Here is a 23,247-nt window from a genome sequence, read left to right as displayed (position 1 = left end):
GCCTCAGAAGTTCACCTGGTCGCCGCCCTTCAGCCCGAGCGTGGCGCGTGCTTCCGCCGGCGTCGCGATCTCCATTCCGAGTTCCTCGACAATGCGCCGGATCTTGGCGACCTGCTCGGCATTGCTGCGGGCGAGCTGCCCGCGGCCGATGAACAGGCTGTCCTCGAGGCCGACGCGGACATTGCCGCCCATCATCGCAGCCTGCGTGCAGAACGGCATCTGGTGGCGGCCCGCGGCCAGGACGGACCACTGATAGTCCTTGCCGAACAGCTTGTCGGCCGTGCGCTTCATGAACATCAGATTGTCCATGTCGGCGCCGATGCCGCCGAGAATCCCAAAGATCAGCTGCAGGAAGACCGGAGGCTTGAACCAGCCCTGATCGAGGCAATGGGCGAGGTTGTAGAGATGGCCCACATCGTAGCATTCATGCTCGAACTTGGTGCCGTGCCCCTCGCCGAGCAGCTTATAGATCCGCTCGATATCGGCAAAGGTGTTGCGGAAGATGAAATCCTTCGTGCCGGAGAGATAGGGCTCTTCCCAGCCATGCTTCCAGTTGCTGTAGCGCTTGGCGAGCGGATGCAGCGCGAAGTTCATCGAGCCCATGTTGAGCGAGCACATCTCGGGCGCGGCCTGAAGCGGCGCGGCAAGACGCTCCTCGACGGTCATGTTGAGACCGCCGCCCGTGGTGATGTTGATCACCGCATCGGTCGCCTGCTTGATCCGCGGCAGGAACTCCATGAACACGGCCGGATTGGGCGTCGGCCGCCCATCCCTGGGATCGCGCGCATGCAGATGCAGGATGGCGGCGCCGGCCTCCGCCGCCTCGATCGCCTGCTGGGCGATCTCGCCCGGCGTGATCGGCAGGTGCTCGGACATGGTCGGCGTATGAATGCCGCCCGTGACCGCACAGGTGATGATGACCTTGCCCATATGCCCCTCCCCGGGATCGGCCGTTGTGTTTCGACCTATGCCTGCGATGTCATGCGTTCAGAATGGCGACAGCCCGGGTCCAGCCGGCCGAGCCGCCCTTCACCTTCACCGGCAGGCAGGAGATGGTGAACCCCGTCGGCGGCAGCGCTTCCAGATTGTGCAGCTTCTCGATCTGGCAATAGCCCGCCTCCCGGCCGGCCTTGTGGCCTTCCCAGATCAGCGAGGCGTCCCCGGTCTCGGCGAAGCGGCGCGCGGTATGGCTGAACGGGGCATCCCAGCTCCAGCCATCGGTGCCGACGACGCGGATGCCCTGCCGGACGAGATGCAGCGTGGCCGCCCGCCCAAAACCGCAGCCGGAATGGATATAGTCGGACTCGCCATAGCGCTGGCCGGCGCGGGTGTTGGCGACGACGATCTCGAAGGGCTGCAGGCGATGGCCGATGCGCCGGAGCTCGGCGTCGATTTCGTCGGGTGTCACGACATGCCCGTCCGGCATATCGCGGAAATCGAGCTTCACGCCCGGCCTGATGAACCAGTCGAGCGGCAATTCATCGATCGTCGCGGCACGCACGCCGCCATCCATCGTGGGATGATAATGCCAGGGGGCATCGACATGGGTGCCGTTATGGGTCGAGATATTGACCTGCTCGACCGCCCAGCCCTGGCCGTCCGGAAGCTGTTCGGGGCGCAGACCCGGAAAGGCAGCGGCGATTTCCGTCGCCGTCTCACCGTGATGGCGGTAGTCGATCCTGACCTTCTGGAAGGGCGGATCGGCCGGTACGTCGTTTTCCAGGGGAATGGACAGATCGATCAGGTTCATCGCCGCCAGCCGCATGCCGGGCTTGCCGGCGTCGGGAATGGGATAGGATATCTTGGACGATCGTACAAGATCATCGACGAGGAGTGCTGATGGAGGGGGCGGCATGACCGGACCGGTCGAGGCAAAACGTTCGCGGAAGGCCGAGGCGGCGCAAGATCGGCGGCTCGCGATCCTCAGCGCGGCCGAGGCCCTGTTCGCCGAACGTGGCTATTCCGGCGTTTCGGTCCGCGACATCGCGGGCGCGGCCAAGGTGCCGCTTGCCCTTGTCGGCTATCACTTTGGGCGCAAAGAGGACCTGTTCTCCGCGGTCTTCGCGCATCGCAGCGGCTACGTCACCGAGCGCATCGACAGGATTGCCGCGGTCGATATCTCCGGCGCCAATCCCCATGCGGTCGAGGATCTGGTCCGGGCCTGGGCCGAGCCGGTCATTCGCCTGCGGGAAGCCGGCGCAGACGCATTCTCGCTGCTCGTGGCCCGCACCGCCTGGGATCCGGGACCGGAGGCGAGCGCGATCATCGAACGCGTCTACGACCGCCTGGCCCATAGTCTGATCGATGCGATGATGCAGGCCCTGCCCGGCCGATCACGGGAGACGATGGTCTGGGGCTATGAATATGCGCTCGGAGCGCTCCTGATGCATGTCGCCGACCGCCGGGTCGAACGGCTCTCCGAGGGCCGTGCGCAATCGGGCGATCCGCGCATGTGCGATTTCTTCGTCCACATGATCGCGGCCCTGTTCCGCGCGCTTCCCGTTGCGAGTGACGAAGCCGCGTTGCGCGAGGGTAAGGCGCCATCGGGACTGAGAGCGTGACTGGTCGCGTGCGACGCAAGATCCATCGGAGCGAGCTTGAACCTCAGCAGGATCCGATGCCGGAACCCATGGGAGTCGCCATGCCGAACCAGACCAAGCTCCAGGACCGAATGTTGCGCCTTCGCGAGGCTTTGGAGGCGTCCTGGGACGGACGAACCTCGTACAAGGCGGCTGTGAAGCCCGGCAATCCCGCCCTTGGTCAGTTACCCAACCTCACGGGTCGTGCAGCACTATTACCCGCAAACGGAAATCATCAAGGGAATGGTGTGGACGGGCGAAAGTGACGAAACCCATTTCTGGAACGGCCTGCCGGTCGGCGAGGATTGGTATCACATTGACCTCAGCTGGCAGCAATTCCCGCCGGGATCGATGATCAGGGAGTTCGCGGTGCTCGACCGCGAGAACCTTGGAGACACGGAAGCAACGCTCCAACGCTGCGCGCTGTTGCTGAGCCGGGTCGAAGACTATCTTAAAACATCAGCCCGCTGACCGGCGCATGGCGCAGACACAAGGGGGAATGTCCGGGCGCGCCAGTCGGACGCGTCGTGAGCAGCCGAGATCAGATGGATTCCTGATCCCTCTTCTTTTGGACGGAAACTGCCTCCCTTGCTACGCAAGGGTCGGACCGGATGCGAGATCCGGTCCGGTGAACTGGTTGCCGGATGGTCTTCTACTGCTTGAAGCCGATCAGCACGCCATCTGCGCCGAGCGAAAGCTGAAGCCCTTGCCGGCGCGTCGCCAATCGCAGGGTCACGCCCTTGTCGTTGCGCAGATAGACATTGCCGCCGCCCTGCCTGCCAACCGCCCAGCCTTCCTTCAGCTGGACATAAGCGCCGGCGAAATCAGACACTTTGCGCAGCCCGTAGACCGTCCCGGTTGCGACCGTGCGCGATGCGCCGATGGAGCCGATGCCAAGGCCGCCGACCGAGATCGGATAGGAGCGGCCCTGAAAGCGCAAGGTGCCGCCGCCCGCCTCGCCCGAGGCGATGAAACCGGCGGAAACCTGCTCGATGCGAACAGTGCCGGTCGAAGGCCCGAGCGGCGGCGACTGCGCCAAGGCGGGTGATGCCAGCATCAGAAGGGCCGCGAAAGAAACGGCTGTCTGCCTCATCGTCGTCATCGTCTACTCCTCGCGCTCGCTTGGTGGCGCAGAGGTTTAACGCGCGAAGGGCGATTTCGATCCCGATGCAGCGATAAGTTGTGTCGGAGCCCCCTAGCGATCGCCCCGTCCCCTTTGACAGCGGCGGGGAGCGGCCTCCACCCTTGCTGGTTCAGGGGGCTGTCGGCCCCGGCGATTCGGTGAGACGCAATGACCGACGAACACCCCACCCGGCATTGGCGGACCAGGCTCGTGCACCCCCGGGTCGCCGCATCGCAGGATTTTCGCGCCCTCGTCCCCGCCATTCATCGCGGCTCGACCGTGCTGTTCGAGCGCGTCGCCGAGGCTCGCGACGACTGGCGGGGCGAAGGCTACTCCTACGGCCTCTACGGTACGCCGACGACGCGGGAACTCGCGCTGCGCATCGCCGACCTCGAAGGCGCGCGCGCGAGCTTCGTCGTGCCGGGCGGCCAGGCGGCGATCGCGCTGATCTATCTCGCCTTCTGCCGTGCGGGCGATCACGCCCTCCTGCCCGAGACCGCCTATGGGCCCAACCGCGAACTCGCCGATGAGCTGCTGGCCGGGCTCGGCATCACGGTCGAGACCTATGATCCGCTGATCGGCTCCGGCATCGCTGCGCTGCCCCGGCACGATCACCATGGAGGTGCAGGACGTGCCGGCCATCGTCGCCACAGCGCATGCGGCGGGCGTACCTGTCGCGCTCGACAACACCTATGCGGCGGGCGTGTTGTTCGATGCCTTCGCGCATGGGGTCGATGTCAGCATGCAGGCGCTGACCAAATATGTCGGCGGCCATAGCGACATCCTGCTCGGCACCGTCTCGGTCGGGACGGCGGAGGCGCAGGAGCGGATCGGCGCGACACACCGCCTGCTCGGCATGGCGGTGTCGCCGGACGATTGCGCGCTTGCCCTGCGCGGGCTGGAGACGCTGGCTGTTCGCCTCGACCGCCTGGAAAAGACGACGCTGGAGGTCGCCCACTGGCTCAAGGCGCGCCCCGAGGTCGCGCTCGTGCTCCACCCGGCCCTGCCGGACTGTCCGGGGCACGAGATCTGGCGGCGCGATTTCACCGGCTCGGCGAGCGTGTTCTCGGTGGTGTTCGAGCCGGGCTGGGATACGCAGCGCGTCACAGATTTCGTCGAGGCGCTGCGCCTGTTCCGGCTGGGCTTCAGCTGGGGCGGCACGCATAGCCTGGCGATGGCCTACCCGCCGTTGCCGCGGACGCAGCGCGGCTATGATGGCCGGATCGTCCGGCTGAATGTCGGCCTGGAGGAGCCCGCCGACCTCATCGCCGACCTGGAGCAGGCCCTGAAGCAGGTCGCGTAGCGTGACGTGAATTTGTCTTACCTGGACGCGCACGGCCATCCACACGGCCTCCGTGCACGTCATCTCTGGCGACAAAGCCATGGCGATCCCCCTCTGGCGATCGCCCCTCTTGGCGATTACTTGCCAGACGAGGCACTGTTTCGCACGCGATCGGCTGAAGAAGGAGAAGAGCAATGACTGGCGCAACTGAACGGGCCGTGCTGGCCGGTGGCTGCTTTTGGGGCATGCAGGATCTGATCCGGCGTCGCCCGGGCGTCATCTCCACACGGGTCGGCTATTCCGGCGGCGACGTGCCGAATGCGACCTATCGCAATCATGGCACCCACGCCGAGGCGATCGAGATCGTCTTCGACCCGGAGAAGACGAGTTTCAGGGATATGCTCGAATTCTTCTTCCAGATTCACGACCCGACCACGAAGAACCGGCAGGGCAACGACATCGGCCTGAGCTATCGCTCGATGATCCTCTACGGGTCCGAAGAGCAAAGGAAAGTGGCGGAGGAGACGATCGCCGATGTCGATGCCTCGGGCCTGTGGCCGGGAAAAGTCGTCACCGAACTGGTGCCGGTCTCCGACTTCTGGGAGGCCGAGCCGGAACACCAGGATTATCTCGAGCGCCAGCCCGGGGGGTACACCTGCCATTTCGCCCGCCCGGACTGGAAGCTGCCGCGCCGCAGCCACGCCGCCTGACGATCGCAGGCAGGGGCATGGAGAAGGGCTCGGCGCGACGAGCCCTTCGGCGGGTTGGCGGATCAGTTCCAGAGCCTGGCACTGCCTGAGGCCGTGTCGATGACCATGCCGGGGCCGAGTGCAGGACCAGGCCGTCGGCTTTGGCCGGCCGCAGAGACGCCTTCGCGCCCGGCCTGATCACGATCCCTCTCCTCGGCAGCCCGGGAATGGCGTTCGCTTCGGGCCCGTTCCCGGCGTCCTGGTCCTGGTCGGGACGATAGCGACGGTCCGCACGCGCCCCGGCGCAGACCCGCCCCAATGACAGCCACGCGCCGATGCCTTGGTCGTGAACGCACGCGCCGGGTCCTAGCGCGAGCCGACGATCACCCTTGCAGTCGACATCAGGCCCAGTTTGCCGTCCCGGATGGACTGGCGCGCCAGGTCGAGGACTTCGCTGCGGATCCGCTCCGCCGTCTCAGCATCGGCCTTGGCGAGCCCGGCAACGACCGGGGCGGCGATGTCGTTCATGAACTGCCAGTATTGCTCCGGCGTCTCGTGAACCATCTCGGCCGACACCTCCTCTTCGGTGATGTCGTGCAAGCCCGCTGCGGCAAAGGCGGAACGCATCAGGCCCTCCGGCGCGCAGCGAAACAGGCCTGGCGAACCCGGTGGCGGCGGCGGCATCTCAACATGGCGCGCAATCGTGCCCATGATGGTCGTTGCCCAGGGATTCTTCTCCGGGGCGCCCCACACGGCGGCGCAAATGCGAGCGTTCGGCTTTGCCACGCGTGCGAACTCGCGCACTGCCGCATCGATGTCGGGGAAGAACATGAAGCCAAAGCGGCAGAGTACGGCGTCGAAGCTCGCATCGTCGAAGGGCAATGCACCGGCATCGCACGGTCTGGTGTCGAAATTCCGCAGGCCGCGACGCGCAGCGTTCTCTGCCGCCACCGCCAGCATGGCTTGCGAGAGGTCGGTCACGGTCACGCGACCACGCGGGACCAACGCCGCCGCCGTGAGCCCCGGCTCGCCGGTGCCGGCAGCCACATCCAGGACATGGGAATCGTCATGGAGATCGGCCTGTCTGATCATCGCCGCACCGAAGGGAGCAAGCCAACTCAGGACCAGGCGATCCCATGTCTTCCAGCCGGCGGAAAAACGATCCCAGGTGTCGCGCTGCTGGTCGCGGATCTGATCGAGGTTCGTGGACATGCACGTTTTCCTTCCGTGATGCACTTCCGACCCGAAAACTGAGACCAGCATGGACCGACTGCGGCAGGTTTCAACCCGTTTCGCCGTGCAACGGTGCTCGCGGGGGCGAGACGTTGACCTCAGCGCCTCAGGCTGCCTGCTCTGCCATGCCCGTTCGAAGGGCCAGCACGGCGGTGACGAGCTGGTCCAGATCCTCCAGCCTCGTCCTGTGATTGCAGATCGCCACGCGCAGGCAGTGCCGCCCCCGGAGCGTCGTGTCGGACAGGGCAGCAATGCCGGTCTCCTGGAGGCGAAGCATGATCTCGACATTGATCTGCTTGACGCGCTCCTCGTCACGGCCCTCCGGAGCGACACGAAAGCAGACGATATTGATCTCCGGCTGGGCAACCAGCTCCAGGGCCGGCTGCGACCGGATCAACTCGGCGAGATAGGCGGCCTGCGCGAGGTTCTGGTCGATCAGGCGGCCGAATTTCGCAACGCCGTGCTCCATCAGCGCCATCCAGACCTTGAGGGCGCTGAAACCGCGCGTCGTCTGCAGCCCGTATTCGTATAGCCAGTCCCCAGACGCGATGCCCCGCGCAGTGGTCTGCAGATATTCCGGGGAGACGGCAAAGCTGTTCCTGTGGCTTCCCCGGTCACGGATTAGGGCGCAGCCGACCTCGAACGGAGCGTGGAGCCATTTGTGCGGATCGAGCGCCACGGAATCGGCGCGCTCGATGCCCCTCACCCGCCAGGCGTTCTTCGGTGCGATCGTCAGCAGGGCGCCGATGCAGCCGTCGACATGGAACCAGATGTTTTCATCGGCCGCGATGTCGGCGAGCGCCGCCAGATCGTCGACAGCCCCGGAATTGACGGTGCCGGCCGTGCCGATGATGCAGGCGGGATGAAAGCCCTCGGCCCGGTCCTGCGCGATCGCGGCCTGCAGCGCATTCAGGTTGATCCGGCAGCTGGGGCCGGTCGGAATCCGGCGCAAGGCCTTGTTGCCGAGCCCCAGCGCCTCGACGGCCTTGCGGTGGCAGGAATGGACCTGATCGGAGGCATAATAGCGCAACGGCAGATCCAGCGCGGCGACCCCGTGCTCGCGCAGATCGATCCCCGCCGCCGTGTTGCGCGCGACGGTCAGCCCGATCAGGTTCGCCACCGAGCCGCCGCTGACAAGAGTGCCGCTGGCCGAAGACGGCAGGCCGACCATATCGCGCAGCCAGCCGACGACCTGCTGGTCGAGCCGGGCAGCGGCATGGCTCCCGCCGCCCAGATTCGAGCCCTGAACGGCGGCGATGAAGTCGCCGAGCGCACCGGAGAAATTGCCCGCCCCCATGAACCACGACCAGAAGCGGGGATGGATATTGCCCATCGGATAGGCCAGCACGCTGTCGTGCACCAGGCCGTAGACCTGCTCGATCGGCATGGGCTGATCGGGCACGGGGGCGCGGAACAGCGCCTCGACATCCCCCGGCATCGGCCGCCAGACCGGCCGTTCGCGCAGATCCCTGAGATGGCGGACCGCGTCGTCGACGACGCGATGCGACAGTTCGGCAACCGCGTCCCAATCCTGCGGATCGAGCGTTTCCTCCCCGCCATATCCGTCGGGATCCGTCTGCATCGATGGGAACACGCGCGCGTCCATGGCTGTCTCCTCAGCGCTATTCGGCCGCGATCTGGAAACCGGGCGTCGATTGCGACAATGCCAGCTCCTCCGCATCCATCCCGGGCTGGATCGCGTCGAACATCGGGGTCGAGAGGTAGCGCTCGCCCGTGTCGGGCAGCATGCACAGGATGACGGAGCCCGCCGGCGCCGTAGCAGCGACCTCCCGGGCGACGCCAAAACTCGCTCCCCCCGAGATCCCGGTGAAGATCCCTTCCTTCTGCGCCAGCAGCCGGGCCCACTCGATCGCCTGCGGTCCGGCAATCGGAACCACGTCGTCATAGTAATGCTCGTCGATCGCCTCCTGCAGCACGTCGGGGATGAAATCCGGCGTCCAGCCTTGGATCGGATGCGGCTCGAAGGCGGGATGGCTGACCGATGGCGCGCCTCCCGCACCACGCTGCTGGCTCTGGCCGCTGCCGATCAGCTGCGCATTCGCCGGCTCGCTCAGTATGATCTTCGTCTCCGGACGCTCCCGCCTGAGCACGCGCGAGACGCCGACCACCGTACCGCCGGTGCCATAGCCGGTGACGAAATAGTCGAGGCGCGAGCCGGCGAAATCGCCGACGATCTCGCGGCCCGTGGTGGCCTCGTGGATGGCGGCATTGGCCTTGGTCTCGAACTGCCGGGCAAGGAACCAGCCATTCTTCTCGGCCAGTTCGACGGCCTTCAGATACATGCCGAACCCCTTTTGCGCCCGCGGCGTCAGCACGACCTTCGCGCCGAGCATCCGCATCAGCAGCCGACGTTCGACCGAAAAACTATCCGCCATGGTGACGACGAGCGGATAGCCCTTCTGCGCACAGACCATGGCGAGGCCGATGCCGGTATTGCCGCTGGTCGCCTCGACGACCGTCTGCCCGGGCCGCAAGGCGCCGCTGCGCTCGGCCTCCTCGATGACGGCCACCGCCAGCCTGTCCTTGACCGAGGCGGCCGGATTGAAGAATTCGGCCTTCACATAGATCGTGGCGTGATCGACGCCGAGATTGTTGATGCGGATGGCCGGGGTGTCGCCAATCGTGTCGAGCACGGTTTCGAACAGGCGGCCCCGACCTTGCGTCGTCCTCGAAATGTCCATCGAAGGCATGGTTTCCCTCCTTCATGACTGACTTCCGGCGGTGGCCATCCCGGCCGCCGCAGCTTCCGGCTGTGCGGATAGTCAGGGGATGCTAGGATGGCGGTGGGGTACTCCGCGTGGGAGCCACCGTTGGAGTGCGCATGGAATCGCAGGGTTCCGATGCCGATTTTTCAAGGCCCGGGCTCGAGCTCCGGCTCCTCGGTCCGCTGAAGCTCCTGCGCGCCGGTGCGGCCGAGACGCTTCCGCCCTCGCGCAAGGTGCGGGCGCTGCTTGCCTATCTCGCGCTGGCTTCGCGTCCGGTTCCCCGCGAGCGCCTCTGCAGCCTGTTATGGCAGGTCCCCGACGATCCGCGCGGCGAGCTGAGATGGTGCCTCAGCAAGCTGCGAGCGCTGCTCGACGACCCCGCTCATCGTCGCGTCTTAGCCTGCGATGACGGCATCGCGCTCGATCTCGCGGGCTGCGATGTCGATGTCCTGCGCCTGCTTGCGGCTGCCGAAGCCGGCTTCGGGCGGCTTGGCGACACGGAGCTGCAGTCGCTCACTGCCGCGGCGGAGCAAGAATTCCTGGAAGGCACCGAGCTCGCCCAGAGCATCGAGTTCGAACACTGGGTGGCGAGCCGCCGGAGCGAGTTCCGCTCGTTCGAAATCGCATTGGTGGCCGAGACGGCGCGCAGGACAGCGAGGGGAACGCCAGCAGGCTGGGCCGCGGCCCGCAGATGGATCGAGCTTTCGCCGTTCGATATCGGCGCGCACGCCCGGTTCCTGGCCGAACTCTACGATCGGCGCCTGATCGACGACTGCACCCGGCACCTCGAGAGGACCGCCAGGAGTTTCGCGGCCGACGGCATCGATTTCGCCCCCATCGCGGCCGCCTGGAGGGAGTTGAGGACGACGCCCGCGTCCGCCGCCGCCGCCGAGGCCGCCGAGGCCGCCGGCCATGAGACGACAGAGCCTTCGGCGCAGCACCGGATTTCCGTTGCGATCATGCCGCTTCAGGAAGTGAGCCCGGACGGCATCGGCCCCAGCGATCTCGGCAACGCTCTGACACATGACGTGATCAGTCGCCTGGCGCGTCTGCGTGGGCTCTTCGTCATCGCGCGCGGCTCGGTCTTCGCGATTGCGCCGGAGCAGCTGGGATATCGCGAGATCGGCGAGCGGCTGGGCGTCCGCTATGTCGTCACCGGGCTGCTGGAGCGGCACGAGAGCGCCACCACCGCCGTCATCGAAGTCGTCGAGGCGGCGAGTGCGCATATCGTCTGGACGGACCGGTTCGAGGCCTCTTCGCTCGATCGGCTCGCCGTGCTCGACGAGATCGGCAACGGCATCGTTTCGGCGATCGCTTCCGAAATCGAGACCGCGGAGCGCAATCGCGCGATCCTGAGACCTCCGGAGTCGCTCGACGCGTGGGAAGCCTATCATCGCGGGCTCTGGCACATGTACCGCTTCACCGCCGCGGAAAATGAGCAGGCCGCGGCGTTCTTCCGCCGCTCGGCGCAGCTCGACCCGACCTTTTCGCGCGCCCAGGCCGGCCTGTCCTTCACGCATTGGCAAAGGGCCTTCCAGCGCTGGGGCGAACGGAATGACGAAGTCCGACGGGCCATCGAAACCGCCGAACAGAGCCTGTTGATCGACGAGCAGAATCCCGCCGCCCATTGGTCGATGGGACGAGCCATGTGGCTCGTCGGCGATCAAGCCGAAGCCATCGGCGCGCTGGAACGGTCCGTGGCGCTCAGCCCGAATTTCGCGCTCGGGCATTACGCTCTCGCCTTCGTCCACTGCCAGGCGGGGGATCCCGAAACCGCGATCGCGGCGTCCGACCACTCCCGTCTGCTGAGCCCGCATGATCCCTTGCTGTTTGGCATTCTGGGCACGCGTGCGATGGCGCTGGTCAGGCTGGGCGCCTTCGCGGAGGCGGCGCATTGGGGCGTGAAGGCGGCCGCGCGCCCCAATGCGCATGTGCACATCCTGGCCATCGCCGCGCATTGCCTCGCGCTTGCCGGCCGTATCGAGGAGGCGCGCACCCACGTCGCACGCATCCATGCCCTCAACCCGGGTTACCGGCTCGACGATTTCCTGACTACGTTCAGGTTCGAAGCGGATACCCAGATGCGCTACCGCAAGGCTGCGGCAGCCATCGGCCTGGCCCCGTGAAAGCGCGAGGTGCAGACAGTCGCGCTCAGCCCCAAAATCCGGAAATGCCGTCCCACAGCAATTTCAGCGCCGTCACGACAAGAAGCGCGTAGCAGGCGCGATAGATCTGGCGCTGGTCGAGCGCGCCGTGCAGCCGCCAGCCCAGCCCGACGCCCATGGGAATGGCGAGCAGGCAAAGCGCCATCAAGGTCCAGACATGGGCGCTCGGCTTCACCAGCAGCAGCCACGGCACCAGCTTGGTCGCGTTGCCGACCGTGAAGAACAGGCTCGTGGTGCCCGCATAGATCTCCTTGCCGAGGCCGAGCGGCAGCAGATACATCGCCAGCGGCGGCCCGCCGGAATGGGCGACCATGGTCGTGACACCCGAGGCGAGACCAGCCGTGATCGCCTTCGGCGTCGAACGCGGCCGGATCGTCACCTCAGCGCCTCCGACAAGCCAGAGGCCGACGAAGATCAGGGTGATCACCCCCATCGCGAGCGTGACAGTCCGGTGGTCGAGAGAGCGGAACAGCAGAAAGCCCGCCCCGATGCCGATCACGAGCCCCGGCAGGAGCAGCACGAGATCCGGCTTCGACCAGGTCGAGGGCTTGAAGTAGCGCAGCGCATAGAGATCCATCGCGATGAACAGGGGCGCGAGCAGCCCGCCGGCAGTGACCGGGTCCATCACGAGGGACAACAGCGGAATGCCGATGATGGCGAAGCCGCCGCCAAAAGCTCCCCGCATGAAGCCAATCAGAAAGACGCCGGCAAAGGCGACCAGGATCGTGGCCCAGGTCAGGTCCATGTGGCGGCCTCCATGGAGGACGCGTGCCGGTCTCCGCCTGCGCAAGGGCCCATCGCGGCCGAGGAGGCCATCATCCCCTCCTCGCTCCACCGGAAGGGCTGACGAGGCCGCGGACCGCGTCTTCGATCTCGCTCCGCGCCAGGCCGATATCCCGCAATGCCGCGTCATCACATTCGCGAAGCCATGCAATCGCGTCGCGGCGGACGAAATAGCCCGCGATCCAGCGGTAACAGGCGCCGAGCAGCCGGAACGGTGCGCCGGGCGTCCCTGCGACCGCAGGCCGGGCGAAGGTTGCAGGAATGGGCGTCACGGAAGGTGAGATTGAAGGAATTGCAGACATGTCCTGTCTCCCAATGCTCGATCCGGGCAAGGCGACACCACAGCCGCAAGCGCTCGCCGAGCGGGCCACCTGCTGCTTTGAGTCCCGAAGACGTCGCGGCTCCCGGTTCAATCACGTTGATGCGGACAAAATGATCCGACATAATGCTCCGAGCAATCGAAACATTGACCTCGGTGCAATAATGTCGAAATCCGATTATCTGAAGCTCGCCGACGCGATCGCCGCGGAGATCGCCGACGGCACGCTCAAGCCGGGCGACCGCCTGCCGCCGCAGCGCAGCTTCGCCTATGACCGCGCGATCGCCGTCTCGACGGCGAGCCGCGTCTATGCCGAGCTGTTGCGCCGCGGCCTCGTCGTCGGCGAAGTCGGCAGGGGCACCTTCATCTCAGGCGATGCCAGGCGTGGCGTGGCGGCGCCAGGCGAGCCGCATGGCAGCCGGATCGACCTCGAGTTCAATTACCCGATCCTTCCCGACCAGACCGTGATGATCGCCAAGAGCCTGGGCGGCCTGGACAATCCTGCCGCGCTGGATGCCGCGTTGCGACAGGCGACCAGCATCGGGACGCCGGCCGTGAGAGGCGTCGCGGCCGCGTATCTGTCGCAGGGCGCATGGTCCCCCTCGCCCGAACAGCTCGTGTTCACCGGCAATGGCCGCCAGAGCCTTGCCGCAGCGCTCGCTGCGGTCGTTCCAGCGGGCGGTCGCTGCGGCGTGGAGGCCTTGACCTACCCTTTCATCAAGAGCATCGCCGCCCGGCTCGGGATTTCGCTGGTGCCGCTGGCGATGGACGAAGACGGCCTGCGGCCCGACGCGGTGCAAAGGGCGCATCGCGAGGCTCAGCTCTCGGCCATCTATGTTCAGCCAGCGGTCCAGAATCCGCTGGGCGTGACGATGAATGCGGCGCGCAGAGCCGATCTCCTGCGCGTTGTCGAGGAACTCGCGCTTCCGGTCATCGAGGACAATGTCTACGGCTTCCTCGACGATCAGCCACCGCTTGCCGCGTTGGCGCCCGCGTCCTGCATCGTCATCGACAGCCTCTCCAAGAAGGTCGCGCCCGGCCTGACGCTTGGCTTCATCGCGTCGCCCCCGCGCCTGCGGGAAAGCGTGGCGGCCTCGGTGCGCGCGGGCGGCTGGACCGCCTCGGGATTTGCGTTTGCGGCGGCGCAGCGGATGCTGGGCGACGGCACCGTTGCCGCGCTTGCGAGACTGAAGCGCCTCGACGCGCGGGCGCGCCAGAGATTGGCGGCCGACCGTCTCTCCGGCTTCGACATCCGGACCAACGGAAAATGCTATCATCTCTGGCTGACCTTGCCGGCGCATTGGCGCTCGCAGGCCTTCGTCGCGGCGGCAGCCAGGCGCGACATCGCGTTGACGCCGTCCTCGACCTTCGCCGTCAGCCCCGGCCATGCGCCCAACGCCGTCAGGCTGGCGCTGGCCTCCCCGACGATGGATCAGCTCGATACCGGCCTGCGCACACTGACCGCGATGCTGAATGGCGGGGAGGACGACTTCGACTCGACGGAATGAGCGACGCGCGGCCGCTCATACGCACTCCGTGTCCAGGGACCGGCGGGCAGGCCCGGCCAAGCCCCCCTCTCCGTCAGATCTCGGCGCCTCACATCCTGCAGCCGTTATAGAACACCTCGGCGCATTGCCGGGCGCGAAGTGCGATCTCGTCGCGATGCGGTGCGGCGCGCTGCCCCATCATCGCGGTGCGCTGCGGCTCCATGATCATCATGCCGCGCAGCATGCCCGACGCGATATGGACATCGTCGATGCGAAGCGTGCCCTTGTCCTTCTGCTGCGTCAGCCAGGCCTCGATGACGCCGTTCACCGGCACGATCGCCAGTTGGTAGAACGCGCGCGCGACCTCGGGGAAGCGCCCGCATTCGCCGATGACGAGCCGGTTGATGGCGATCGTCTCGGCGCTCAGCGTCAGCACGCCGAAGGCGAACAGGATGCGTTCCAGCGCCTCGCGCGGGTCGAGCTCCTCGCCGACCTCGTCGTCCAGATCGAGCAGGAAGCGGCTGATGCGAAGACGGATCGTCGCCTCGAAGAGCCCGGCCTTGGTCGGCACGAGCTTGTAGAGCGTCTTGGTCGAGACGCCGGCCCGGTCGGCCACCGCCTTGATATTCGTGCCGGCATAGCCGTTCGACTGGAACTCACGGTCCGCAGCCTCGACGATCAGGCGCATCGTCTCCTCGTCGGGCCGGGTCTGTGGCCGTCCGCGGCAGCGTTTCACTGTTTCGTGAATTTGTACCATGACGGTTTTCCAAATTATCGTTGACACGGGAAAGATAGATACTATTTTAGAAAACATCAAGTTTCCATATTGCAGGAACGGCTGATCGCCCAGCCCTGCAGGAGATGAAGCGATGAGCACCCATCAGGATCGGATTTCCGCCGAACGCGCCATCCCCGCCAACGAGGCAGTGCCGGGGATCGTCGCGGAGAAGCTGGCCGAAGCGGCTGCCTCCCCCGCAGCCCCCGTTCAGCCGAAGCGCAGGCTGCGCCAGGCGGCGCTTGCTGGCGTCGCGCTGGCCGCACTGCTTGGCGCCGGTTTCTGGGGCCATGATTACTGGACAACCGGCCGTTTCGAGGTCTCGACCGACGACGCCTATGTCAAGGCGGACAGCACCACGATCGCCCCCAAGATCTCGGGCTATATCGGAGCGGTGCTGGTGCGCGACAACGAGCCGGTGAAGGCCGGCCAGGTCCTCGCCCGGATCGACGACCGCGACCTCCGCGTCGCGCTGGACCAGGCCAAGGCCGAGGTCGCGGCTGCCCACGCCGCCGTCGCCAGCAAGCAGGCCCAGCTCGACGCCCAGCAATCGCTGATCGACACCGCCCGGGCGACCGTCGAGGTCGACAAGGCCAACCAGACCTTCGCCGAGCAGGACAATGACCGCTACACGAACCTGGCCAGGACCGGCTACGGCTCCGTGCAGAACGCGCAGGCCGCCGTTGCCAAGATCGCGGCTGCCCGCGCCGCAACCGACCGCGACACGGCAGCGCTCGCCGCAGCGCAGAAGCAGGTAGACCTGATCAAGGCCGATCTCGCCCAGGCACGGGCGACCGTCGCGCGTGACGAGGCCGTGCAGCGCCAGGCCGAACTCAACCTGTCCTATGCCGAGATCACCGCCCCGGTCGACGGCGTCGTCGGCAACCGCACGCTGCGCATCGGCCAGTACGTGCAGGCCGGCACGCAGCTCATGGCGGTCGTGCCGCTCGCCGGCACCTATATCGTCGCGAACTTCAAGGAGACGCAGCTCACCGGGGTGAAGCCCGGCCAGGCGGTCGAGGTCGAGGTCGACATGTTCCCGGGCGTCAAGGTCGAGGGCCATGTCGACAGCATCGCGCCGGCCAGCGGCCAGGAATTCGCCCTGCTGCCCCCGGACAACGCGACCGGCAACTTCACCAAGGTCGTCCAGCGCGTTCCGGTTAAGATCGTGCTCGACGCCGGCCATGGCCTGGCGGGTGATCTGCGCCCGGGCATGTCGGTCGTGCCGACGATCAACACCAAGGTCTCGAACGCCGATGTCGTGGCAGACGCGCGCTAGCCGATCCTGAGCATGTCGCAAGGCCGCGCCCCGGTCTTGCGGAGCATGCTTCCGGGACGCGCGCCTGGCTTGCAAGGAGCTGGGTCATGCCGAACCAAACGCCGACTGCCGCCCTCCCCCCGCAGGCTCTTCCCGCGCAGGACAAGGCCAGCCTCTCCACCTGGATCGCGATCATCGCCGGCGCGATCGGCGCCTTCATGGCGATCCTCAACATCCAGATCACCAATGCCTCGCTGCTCGACATCGAGGGCGGCATCGGGACCGGCGTCGACAACGGCGCCTGGATCTCGACCTCCTATCTGATCGGCGAGATCATCGTCATCCCGCTGACGAGCTTTCTCAGCCGGGTGTTCTCATTCAAGCGCTACATGATCTGGAGCACGGTCGCCTTCGCGCTGTTCTCCATGGCCTGCGCCTTCGCCACCACACTTGGCCAGATGATCGCGCTGCGCGGACTGCAGGGTTTTGCCGGCGGCGTCCTGATCCCCATGGCCTTCACCATGGTGGTGACGCGCCTGCCGAAGTCGCAGCAGCCGATGGGCCTGGCGATGTTCGCGCTGGCCGTGACCTTCGCGCCCGCCATCGGCCCGACCATCGGCGGCTACCTGACCGAGAATTACGGCTGGCAGACCATCTTCTTCATCAACACCATCCCGAGCATCGCGATGGTGTTCGCCCTCGCCTTCACGCTGGAAAACCAGCCCATGCAGCTCGGGCTATTGCGCGAAGGCGACTGGGCGGGCATCGCCACGATGGCGATCGGCCTGTCGGCGCTGCAGACCCTGCTCGAGGAAGGCAACAAGGAGGACTGGTTCCAGTCGAGTTTCATCATCCGCCTCACCGCGATCGCGGTCGTGTTCCTGGCGGCCTTCATCTGGATCGAGCTCCGGGTGAAGAAGCCCCTCGTCGACCTCTCCTTGCTGAAGAACCGCAATTTCACCGTCGGCACGATCGCCAATGTCCTCGTCGGCTTCGGCCTGTTCGGCTCGGTCTATGTGCTGCCGCAATATCTCGGCCAGGTGCAGGGCTATAATGCCGAGCAGATCGGCAAGGTGCTGGCCTGGACCGGCCTGCCGCAGCTCCTGCTGATCCCGCTCGTCCCGATGCTGATGAAGCGTTTCGACGTGCGCTACATCACCTTCGTCGGCATCTCGCTGTTTGCGGCCTCCTGCTTCATGAACATCCACATGTCGCTCGACTATTCCGGCGACCAGCTGTTCTGGCCCAATGTCGTGCGCGCCGTCGGCCAGTCCATGGTGATCACGCCGCTGACGGCGATCGCGATGATGAGCATCCAGCCGAAGGACGCCGCCAATGCGTCGGGCTTGTTCAACATGCTGCGCAATCTCGGTGGCGCGGTCGGCACCGCGGTGCTCGGCACGATCATCACCAAGCGCGAGCAGTTCCACTCCAACATTATCGGCCAGGCGGTCACGCCCTTCCGCGAGGAGGTCCGCACCCGCCTCGACCAGATGACGAACTACTTCATGGCGCATGGCATCTCCGACCATGCAGCCGCGCAGCAGCAGGCGGTCATCGCGCTCGGCAAGACGGTGAAGCGCCAGGCCCTGGTGCTCGGCTTCAGCGACACCTTCGCCGTCATCGGCATCATCCTGGTCCTCGCCGCGATCGTGGTCCTGTTCGCCAGGAAGGGCCAAGGCGGCGGTGCAGCGGCCGCGCATTGAAACGCCCTGCCCCGAAGCGGTGGATGCCGACGCCCATCTCCCTCTCGTCCTCGGCGCGTGTGAAGCTCGGGCTCGGCCGCCTCGCTCAGCTGCGCAGCGCCATGCCCTGGCTGTCGAAGACGTGGCAGATCGACGGGTCGATGCGCAGCGGCACATTCTCGCCGTGCCGGACGCGCAATTGCCCGGCGGCCGAGATCGTCAGATTCTCGCCTCCCGCCGTGGTGGCGTAAAGCACGGTCCCGCCGCCGAGATGCTCGACGAGCTGGACCTTGACCTCTCCGAGCACTTCGCCCGCCTCGCCGCCGACCGCGATATGCTCGGGGCGGACGCCGAAGGTCAGCGGCTCGTCCTGGCGCACGGCCAGAGCCGCATCGAGGGAGACATTGCGGCCGGCGACCTCGATCATGTTGGCCGCAGCGCTGGCGCGCGCCGCCAGGAAGTTCATCTTCGGCGAGCCGATGAAACCGGCAACGAACTGGTTGGCCGGCCGGTTATAGAGTTCGAGCGGCGCGCCGGCCTGCATCACGATGCCGTCGCGCAGCACCACGATCTTGTCGGCCATGGTCATGGCCTCGACCTGGTCATGGGTGACGTAGATCATCGTGTTGCCGAGGTCCTGGTGCAGCTTGGCGATCTCGACACGCATCTGCACGCGCAGCTCGGCGTCGAGATTGGAGAGCGGCTCGTCGAACAGGAAGATCTTGGGCTCGCGCACGATCGCCCGGCCGATGGCGACGCGCTGGCGCTGGCCGCCGGACAGGGCGCGGGGGCGGCGCTGCAGATAGCTCTCGATCTTCAGGATCCTGGCGACACGCTGCACGCGTTCGTCGATCTCGGCCTTCCTGTAGCCGGCCGTCTCCAGGCCAAAGGCCAGGTTCTTGTAGACGGTCATGTGCGGGTAGAGCGCGTAGGACTGGAACACCATGGCGATGCCGCGCTGCGAGGCCGGGACATCGTTCATGCGCTCGCCGTCGATCAGGAGGTCGCCGCCGGTGATCTTCTCCAGCCCGGCGATCATCCGCAGCAAGGTCGACTTGCCGCATCCCGAGGGACCGACGAAGACGACGAACTCGCCCGGATCGATCGCAAGGTCGATGCCGTGGATGACCTCGACTGCGCCGTAGCGCTTCACCACCTTGTTGAGCTTGATGCTCGTCGCCATCTCGTCCTCCCCATCTTGCCGATCGCCCCGCCGTTCCGGCCGTGTGACAGCGATCGGTCCTGGTGTTCTTGTCCCGGTTCAGTGCCCGTTCGGGCGCCAGCTCGTGTATTTCGGGTGATCCGGCCCGATCGGCAGTGAGACATCCGCGCCGGTCTGCGCCGACTGGTAGAAGGCCGTCGCCAGTTCCAGCGCCCGGCGCGCATCGGCGATCGTCACCGGAACCGGCGCCCGCCCGTTCAAGGCCTCGTGGAACGCATCCATCTGGCCGAGGAAGCGCCGTCCGACCGGCTGGTAGTCGGCCAGCAGCCCCTCGATCCGGGCCGCCACGGCGTCATTCGCCGGCAGGACCGTCCAGGGATCGTCGCCGGGCGAATAGCAGCCGCCGCCGCTCTCGAAGGTCACGTTCTCGAAGCAGAGCCGGAAGCGGCTGATCTCGTTTTGCGCGCCCAGCGTCGCGCTGGCCGCGACCAGGGCGCCGCTCTGCATCTCCAGCGAGGCGGCGACGCAATCCTCGACCTCGATCGCGTTGACCCGCGTCACGGCGCGGGCGAACAGCTTCGCCACCGGCCCCATAAGATAGGTCAGCATGTCGTGGATATGGATGGCGTGGGTCATCAGCACGCCGCCGAGCTCGGTCTCCCATTTACCGCGCCATGGCACGTCGTAATAGGCGGCCGTGCGCTTCCAATGGGTCTCGACCGTGCCGAGATAGGGTGTGCCGGCGATGCCGGAATCGATGATGCGCTTGGCCTTCTGCACCCCGTCGCCATAGCGGTACTGGAAGACCGGCATCAGGATGCGCCCGCTCTGCGCCTCCGCCGTAAGCAGGCGGTCGGCGTCGAAGAGCGAACCGACCAGCGGCTTTTCGCAGACGACATGCTTGCCGGCGGCGAGCGCCCTCGTAACGAGCTCGAGATGGGTCGCCGGCGGGGTCGCGATATCGATGACGTCGATATCGTCGCGGCCGAGCAGCTCGTCGAAATGCTGCGTACGGCTTTCGGCCGAGAACTCGTCGGCGACCTTGTCGAGCCGCTCCTGATTGAGGTCGCAGACCGCGGCAAGGCGCCAGCGCTCGGGCCGTGGCGCATAGCCTTCGAGGATATGCGAGCGGCCGATATTGCAGCCGACCACCGCGACGGATTTCACTTCACTCATCAGGCAGCCTCTTGGGACGATGCGCTCGGCAGCCTGCCGGTCTCGGCAAGGTGCTGAGCCTTGAGGGCGATCTCCATCGCCTTGAAGCAGCGCGCCTGCGGCATCGCCGTCTCGGTCCGGTCCAAGACGTCGGCTACGAGCTGGCGGCCATAGGGCAGCTCCACAGCCGAGCAGTCGATATGCTGCATGCCGCTGCGGTCGACGAGGAAAAGATGGTCCTTGCCCGGACGGCCGGCGATGTCGACATACTTGCGCAGCTCGATCGTGCCCTGCGTGCCGATGATGGTCAGCCTGCCATCGCCCCAGGTCGGCAGCCCGTCGGGCGTGAACCAGTCGACGCGGATATAGCCGGTGACGCCATTTTGCGTGCGCAGGTGCATGTCGCCGACATCCTGCAGGCCAGGCCGGTCGGCATTGGCGCGGTTGCCGACCGAGGCGGAGAGGATCTCGGCGTCGTCGGCTGCGGCGAAGAACAGGAACTGCTCGCATTGATGCGAGGCGATGTCGGTCAGGATGCCGCCATAGCGCTCGCGCTCGAAGAACCAGCCCGGGCGCTCGGGTTTGCGCAGCCGGTGCGGGCCCATGCCGATCAGGTTGACGACCTCGCCGATCGCGCCTGCCGCCACCAGCTCGCCGGCCCTCACCGTCGCCGCCACCTCGAAATGCTCAGAATACATGATCGAGACGATCCGCCTGGTCTCGGCCTGCACCGCCTTGACCTCATGCAGCTGGGCCAGACTGGTCACCCCCGGCTTGTCCAGCATCACGTCCTTGCCGTGGCGCATCGCGGTGATCGCGATCGCGGCGCGGTCGGCGGGAACCGCAGCGCTCACGACCAGGTCGATCGCCCGGTCCTCATAGAGCCGGGCCGCCTCAGTGACACGCGGGATCTCCGGGTACCTGGCCATGAACGCGGCCGCGAGATCGTCCTCGGCCGCGTAGAAGCCGGCGCAGGTGGCACCGGTGCGCCGGAGCGCGCCGATCTGACCATGGATGTGGTCGTGGTTGATGCCGATCACGGCGAAGTTCAGCACTCTCATCGCAGGCATCCTCAGCGCTTCATGCCGGTGGTGGCGATGCCTTCGATCAGCAACCGCTGGAAGAACAGGAAGATCAGGAAGATCGGGATCAGCGACAGCACCGACATCGCAAACAACGCTCCCCAGTCCGAGGTGCCGCTCGAGTCGATCAGCGAGCGCAGGCCGATCTGCACGGTGTAGCTGTGGATGTCGCCGAGATAGATCAGCGGCCCGAAGAAATCCTCCCAGGTCCAGATGAAGGAGAAGATCGCGGCGGTCGCCAGAACCGGCAGCGAGAGCGGCAGCACGATCTTCCAGTAGATCCGCCAGGCGCTGCAGCCATCCATCATCGCCGCCTCGTCGAGTTCACGCGGCAGGCCACGGAAGAACTGGACCATCAGAAAGATGAAGAAGGCGTCGACCGCGAAATATTTCGGAACGACCAGAGGCAGCCAGGTGTTCACCCAGTCCATCTTCAGGAAGAGGACATATTGCGGGATCAGGGTCACGTGATAGGGCAGCATCAGCGTGCCCAGCATCAACGCGAACCAGAAGCTCTTGCCGAAGAACTCGAGCCGCGAGAAGGCAAAGGCCGTGACCGAGGCGGCCATGACGTTGCCGATCGTCGCCAGCACCGAAATCGCCAGCGAGTTCAGGAAAAACGTGCCGAAGCTGACCTGCAGGCCGAACCAGCCGGTCTTGTAGGCCTGCAGCGTCACCTGCGACGGGATCAGCGAGGTCTGCCCGCCGAACATGTCGTCGGCCGGGCGCACCGAGCCCGATACCATCCAGAGCAGCGGATAGAGCATCAGAACGGAGACGCCGATCAGCAGCGAGTGGATCAGCACGGAGTGCAGGATGGACCGCTCCGGCGTATCGCCGGGCGGGGCGGCATGCGCGGCGTCATTCATCATAGTGCACCCAGTAGCGCGCCGACAGGAACGAGAAAGTCGTGAAGACGGCAATGATCAGCACCAGCACCCAGGCGAGCGCCGAGGCATAGCCCATGCGAAAGAAGCCGAAGGCCTCCTGATAGAGGTAGAGCGTGTAGAACAGCGTCGAGTTGATCGGCCCGCCCGTCCCGGCCGAGATGATGAATGACGGCGTGAAGGCCTTGAACGCGTCGATCGTCTGGATGACGAAGTTGAAGAAGATCACCGGCGTCAGCAGCGGCAAGGTAATCCTGAAGAACTGCCGCGCCTTCGAGGCGCCGTCCATATTCGCCGCCTCGTACATGTCCTGCGGAATCTGGCGCAGGCCGGCGAGGAAGATGATCATCGGCGAGCCGAACTGCCAGACCGAGAGCACGACCAGCGTGTAGAGCGAGTAGTTCGGGTTGGAGATCCAGCTCGGACCGTCGATGCCGAAGACCGAGAGCACCGAGTTCACCAGGCCGTCGGCAGCGAAGAGCTGGCGCCAGAGCACCGCGATCGCGACCGAACCGCCAAGCAGCGACGGCAGATAGAACACCGCACGGTAGAACGGCAGGCCCTTGATGCCGCGGTTGAATGCCATGGCCAGCGCCAGCGCGAAGATCAGCTTCAGCGGCACGGAGAGGATGACATAGATGAAGGTCACCTTCATCGCCGCAGCGAATTTCGCGTCCCCCGTGGCCATGCGGACATAGTTGTCCATGCCGACGAATTTGGGCGACTGCAGCAGGTCGTAGTCGGTGAAGGACAAGTAGAGCGAGGCCAGCGCCGGGCCGAGCGTCAGGCCGAGGAAGCCGATCAGCCAGGGCGCGAGGAACATGTAGCCCGCGCCGTTGCCGGCGAAAAAGAAGCGG

22 protein-coding genes and 1 pseudogene are annotated in these 23,247 nt (G+C 66.1%); 9 read left to right on the top strand and 14 right to left on the bottom strand.

From position 1 onward, the window contains the following. Positions 1–3: 3 nt before the first annotated feature. Positions 4–930 carry a 3,5-dioxohexanoate:acetyl-CoA acetone transferase gene (gene kce, locus AB4118_RS18805; protein WP_441491173.1) on the bottom strand — a complete coding sequence of 309 codons (927 nt, stop codon included), beginning with the start codon at positions 928–930 and terminating at the stop codon, positions 4–6. Positions 931–979: 49 nt separating this feature from the next. Next, positions 980–1,765 carry a cyclase family protein gene (locus AB4118_RS18800; RefSeq protein ID WP_441491363.1) on the bottom strand — a complete coding sequence of 262 codons (786 nt, stop codon included), beginning with the start codon at positions 1,763–1,765 and terminating at the stop codon, positions 980–982. Positions 1,766–1,853: 88 nt separating this feature from the next. On the opposite strand from AB4118_RS18800, the gene AB4118_RS18795 reads away from it, so the two are divergent. After that, positions 1,854–2,561, top strand: coding sequence for a TetR family transcriptional regulator (locus AB4118_RS18795; RefSeq protein WP_441491172.1), 708 nt, complete (start codon positions 1,854–1,856; stop codon positions 2,559–2,561). Between the two features lie 222 nt (positions 2,562–2,783). Then, positions 2,784–3,050 (top strand): hypothetical protein, encoded by a 267-nt coding sequence (locus AB4118_RS18790; RefSeq protein ID WP_441491171.1) that lies wholly within the window; start codon positions 2,784–2,786, stop codon positions 3,048–3,050. 181 nt (positions 3,051–3,231) lie between these two features. On the opposite strand, the gene AB4118_RS18785 is transcribed toward AB4118_RS18790, so the two are convergent. Further along, positions 3,232–3,681 (bottom strand): hypothetical protein, encoded by a 450-nt coding sequence (locus AB4118_RS18785; RefSeq protein ID WP_441491170.1) that lies wholly within the window; start codon positions 3,679–3,681, stop codon positions 3,232–3,234. 189 nt (positions 3,682–3,870) lie between these two features. Between AB4118_RS18785 and AB4118_RS18780 the strand changes: the two are divergent. From AB4118_RS18780 to msrA, 3 genes and pseudogenes are all read left to right on the top strand, one after another. Further along, positions 3,871–4,236: pseudogene (locus tag AB4118_RS18780) on the top strand (PLP-dependent transferase); the annotation flags it as partial. Between the two features lie 97 nt (positions 4,237–4,333). Next, entirely contained in the window at positions 4,334–5,005 is a 672-nt protein-coding gene (locus tag AB4118_RS18775) for a PLP-dependent transferase (protein ID WP_441491169.1), read from the top strand. A 173-nt stretch (positions 5,006–5,178) separates the two neighbouring features. Then, entirely contained in the window at positions 5,179–5,694 is a 516-nt protein-coding gene (gene msrA, locus AB4118_RS18770; protein ID WP_441491168.1) for a peptide-methionine (S)-S-oxide reductase MsrA, read from the top strand. A 345-nt stretch (positions 5,695–6,039) separates the two neighbouring features. Here msrA and AB4118_RS18765 read toward each other — a convergent pair whose 3' ends face one another. The 3 genes from AB4118_RS18765 to AB4118_RS18755 form a co-directional block, all read right to left on the bottom strand. Then, positions 6,040–6,885: a class I SAM-dependent methyltransferase gene (locus AB4118_RS18765; protein WP_441491167.1), complete on the bottom strand. Its 846-nt coding sequence runs from the start codon at positions 6,883–6,885 to the stop codon at positions 6,040–6,042. A 127-nt stretch (positions 6,886–7,012) separates the two neighbouring features. Further along, positions 7,013–8,512, bottom strand: coding sequence for a pyridoxal phosphate-dependent decarboxylase family protein (locus AB4118_RS18760; RefSeq protein WP_441491166.1), 1,500 nt, complete (start codon positions 8,510–8,512; stop codon positions 7,013–7,015). 16 nt (positions 8,513–8,528) lie between these two features. After that, positions 8,529–9,617, bottom strand: a complete 1,089-nt coding sequence (locus tag AB4118_RS18755; protein ID WP_441491165.1) for a PLP-dependent cysteine synthase family protein — start codon at positions 9,615–9,617, stop codon at positions 8,529–8,531. A gap of 131 nt (positions 9,618–9,748) precedes the next feature. On the opposite strand from AB4118_RS18755, the gene AB4118_RS18750 reads away from it, so the two are divergent. After that, positions 9,749–11,758 carry a transcriptional regulator gene (locus AB4118_RS18750; protein WP_441491164.1) on the top strand — a complete coding sequence of 670 codons (2,010 nt, stop codon included), beginning with the start codon at positions 9,749–9,751 and terminating at the stop codon, positions 11,756–11,758. 25 nt (positions 11,759–11,783) lie between these two features. On the opposite strand, the gene AB4118_RS18745 is transcribed toward AB4118_RS18750, so the two are convergent. Both AB4118_RS18745 and AB4118_RS18740 read right to left on the bottom strand, forming a co-directional pair. After that, positions 11,784–12,542, bottom strand: coding sequence for a sulfite exporter TauE/SafE family protein (locus tag AB4118_RS18745; protein ID WP_441491163.1), 759 nt, complete (start codon positions 12,540–12,542; stop codon positions 11,784–11,786). Positions 12,543–12,612: 70 nt separating this feature from the next. Further along, on the bottom strand, positions 12,613–12,882 hold the full coding sequence (locus AB4118_RS18740; protein WP_441491162.1) for a DUF1127 domain-containing protein: 270 nt from the start codon (positions 12,880–12,882) through the stop codon (positions 12,613–12,615). Positions 12,883–13,063: 181 nt separating this feature from the next. Between AB4118_RS18740 and AB4118_RS18735 the strand changes: the two genes are divergently transcribed. After that, positions 13,064–14,407, top strand: a complete 1,344-nt coding sequence (locus tag AB4118_RS18735) for an aminotransferase-like domain-containing protein (RefSeq protein WP_441491161.1) — start codon at positions 13,064–13,066, stop codon at positions 14,405–14,407. 88 nt (positions 14,408–14,495) lie between these two features. Here the strand turns inward: AB4118_RS18735 and AB4118_RS18730 are convergent, their stop codons facing one another. Continuing rightward, complete coding sequence (locus AB4118_RS18730; RefSeq protein ID WP_441491160.1) at positions 14,496–15,143, bottom strand: TetR/AcrR family transcriptional regulator; 648 nt, start codon at positions 15,141–15,143, stop codon at positions 14,496–14,498. Between the two features lie 112 nt (positions 15,144–15,255). On the opposite strand from AB4118_RS18730, the gene AB4118_RS18725 reads away from it, so the two are divergent. Both AB4118_RS18725 and AB4118_RS18720 read left to right on the top strand, forming a co-directional pair. Further along, a complete protein-coding gene (locus AB4118_RS18725) occupies positions 15,256–16,440 on the top strand; it encodes an HlyD family secretion protein (protein ID WP_441491159.1) in 1,185 nt (394 codons plus the stop codon). Between the two features lie 86 nt (positions 16,441–16,526). Continuing rightward, positions 16,527–18,125: an MDR family MFS transporter gene (locus AB4118_RS18720; protein WP_441491158.1), complete on the top strand. Its 1,599-nt coding sequence runs from the start codon at positions 16,527–16,529 to the stop codon at positions 18,123–18,125. Positions 18,126–18,210: 85 nt separating this feature from the next. Here AB4118_RS18720 and AB4118_RS18715 read toward each other — a convergent pair whose 3' ends face one another. From AB4118_RS18715 to AB4118_RS18695, 5 genes are all read right to left on the bottom strand, one after another. Continuing rightward, a complete protein-coding gene (locus tag AB4118_RS18715) occupies positions 18,211–19,287 on the bottom strand; it encodes an ABC transporter ATP-binding protein (protein ID WP_441491157.1) in 1,077 nt (358 codons plus the stop codon). A gap of 78 nt (positions 19,288–19,365) precedes the next feature. Beyond that, positions 19,366–20,442 (bottom strand): Gfo/Idh/MocA family protein, encoded by a 1,077-nt coding sequence (locus AB4118_RS18710; RefSeq protein ID WP_441491156.1) that lies wholly within the window; start codon positions 20,440–20,442, stop codon positions 19,366–19,368. Next, entirely contained in the window at positions 20,442–21,482 is a 1,041-nt protein-coding gene (locus tag AB4118_RS18705; protein ID WP_441491155.1) for a Gfo/Idh/MocA family protein, read from the bottom strand. The genes AB4118_RS18710 and AB4118_RS18705 overlap by 1 nt, the downstream gene beginning before the upstream one ends. Positions 21,483–21,493: 11 nt before the next feature. Further along, entirely contained in the window at positions 21,494–22,372 is an 879-nt protein-coding gene (locus tag AB4118_RS18700) for a carbohydrate ABC transporter permease (protein ID WP_441491154.1), read from the bottom strand. Then, on the bottom strand, positions 22,365–23,213 hold the full coding sequence (locus tag AB4118_RS18695) for a carbohydrate ABC transporter permease (protein ID WP_244523698.1): 849 nt from the start codon (positions 23,211–23,213) through the stop codon (positions 22,365–22,367). The genes AB4118_RS18700 and AB4118_RS18695 overlap by 8 nt, the downstream gene beginning before the upstream one ends. Positions 23,214–23,247: the final 34 nt, after the last annotated feature.

The organism is Allobosea sp. 2RAB26, assembly GCF_052115465.1.
In the GTDB taxonomy this organism is placed as follows: domain Bacteria; phylum Pseudomonadota; class Alphaproteobacteria; order Rhizobiales; family Beijerinckiaceae; genus Allobosea.
The sequence above is the reverse complement of the archived record's forward strand: the minus strand, read 5'-3'. Positions and strand labels throughout refer to the sequence as shown.

What these genes read in the sequence shown, in the direction of transcription:
- AB4118_RS18715 (WP_441491157.1), bottom strand. Translation starts at nt 19,287, where the DNA reads ATGGCGACGAGCATCAAGCTCAACAAGGTGGTGAAGCGCTACGGCGCA.
- AB4118_RS18730 (WP_441491160.1), bottom strand. Translation starts at nt 15,143, where the DNA reads ATGGTACAAATTCACGAAACAGTGAAACGCTGCCGCGGACGGCCACAG.
- AB4118_RS18700 (WP_441491154.1), bottom strand. Translation starts at nt 22,372, where the DNA reads ATGAATGACGCCGCGCATGCCGCCCCGCCCGGCGATACGCCGGAGCGG.
- AB4118_RS18735 (WP_441491161.1), top strand. Translation starts at nt 13,064, where the DNA reads ATGTCGAAATCCGATTATCTGAAGCTCGCCGACGCGATCGCCGCGGAG.
- kce (WP_441491173.1), bottom strand. Translation starts at nt 930, where the DNA reads ATGGGCAAGGTCATCATCACCTGTGCGGTCACGGGCGGCATTCATACG.
- AB4118_RS18695 (WP_244523698.1), bottom strand. Translation starts at nt 23,213, where the DNA reads ATGTTCCTCGCGCCCTGGCTGATCGGCTTCCTCGGCCTGACGCTCGGC.
- AB4118_RS18765 (WP_441491167.1), bottom strand. Translation starts at nt 6,885, where the DNA reads ATGTCCACGAACCTCGATCAGATCCGCGACCAGCAGCGCGACACCTGG.
- AB4118_RS18800 (WP_441491363.1), bottom strand. Translation starts at nt 1,765, where the DNA reads ATGCGGCTGGCGGCGATGAACCTGATCGATCTGTCCATTCCCCTGGAA.
- AB4118_RS18755 (WP_441491165.1), bottom strand. Translation starts at nt 9,617, where the DNA reads ATGCCTTCGATGGACATTTCGAGGACGACGCAAGGTCGGGGCCGCCTG.
- AB4118_RS18725 (WP_441491159.1), top strand. Translation starts at nt 15,256, where the DNA reads ATGAGCACCCATCAGGATCGGATTTCCGCCGAACGCGCCATCCCCGCC.
- AB4118_RS18710 (WP_441491156.1), bottom strand. Translation starts at nt 20,442, where the DNA reads ATGAGTGAAGTGAAATCCGTCGCGGTGGTCGGCTGCAATATCGGCCGC.
- AB4118_RS18745 (WP_441491163.1), bottom strand. Translation starts at nt 12,542, where the DNA reads ATGGACCTGACCTGGGCCACGATCCTGGTCGCCTTTGCCGGCGTCTTT.
- AB4118_RS18785 (WP_441491170.1), bottom strand. Translation starts at nt 3,681, where the DNA reads ATGACGACGATGAGGCAGACAGCCGTTTCTTTCGCGGCCCTTCTGATG.
- AB4118_RS18750 (WP_441491164.1), top strand. Translation starts at nt 9,749, where the DNA reads ATGGAATCGCAGGGTTCCGATGCCGATTTTTCAAGGCCCGGGCTCGAG.
- AB4118_RS18795 (WP_441491172.1), top strand. Translation starts at nt 1,854, where the DNA reads ATGACCGGACCGGTCGAGGCAAAACGTTCGCGGAAGGCCGAGGCGGCG.
- AB4118_RS18705 (WP_441491155.1), bottom strand. Translation starts at nt 21,482, where the DNA reads ATGAGAGTGCTGAACTTCGCCGTGATCGGCATCAACCACGACCACATC.
- AB4118_RS18740 (WP_441491162.1), bottom strand. Translation starts at nt 12,882, where the DNA reads ATGTCTGCAATTCCTTCAATCTCACCTTCCGTGACGCCCATTCCTGCA.
- msrA (WP_441491168.1), top strand. Translation starts at nt 5,179, where the DNA reads ATGACTGGCGCAACTGAACGGGCCGTGCTGGCCGGTGGCTGCTTTTGG.
- AB4118_RS18720 (WP_441491158.1), top strand. Translation starts at nt 16,527, where the DNA reads ATGCCGAACCAAACGCCGACTGCCGCCCTCCCCCCGCAGGCTCTTCCC.
- AB4118_RS18760 (WP_441491166.1), bottom strand. Translation starts at nt 8,512, where the DNA reads ATGGACGCGCGCGTGTTCCCATCGATGCAGACGGATCCCGACGGATAT.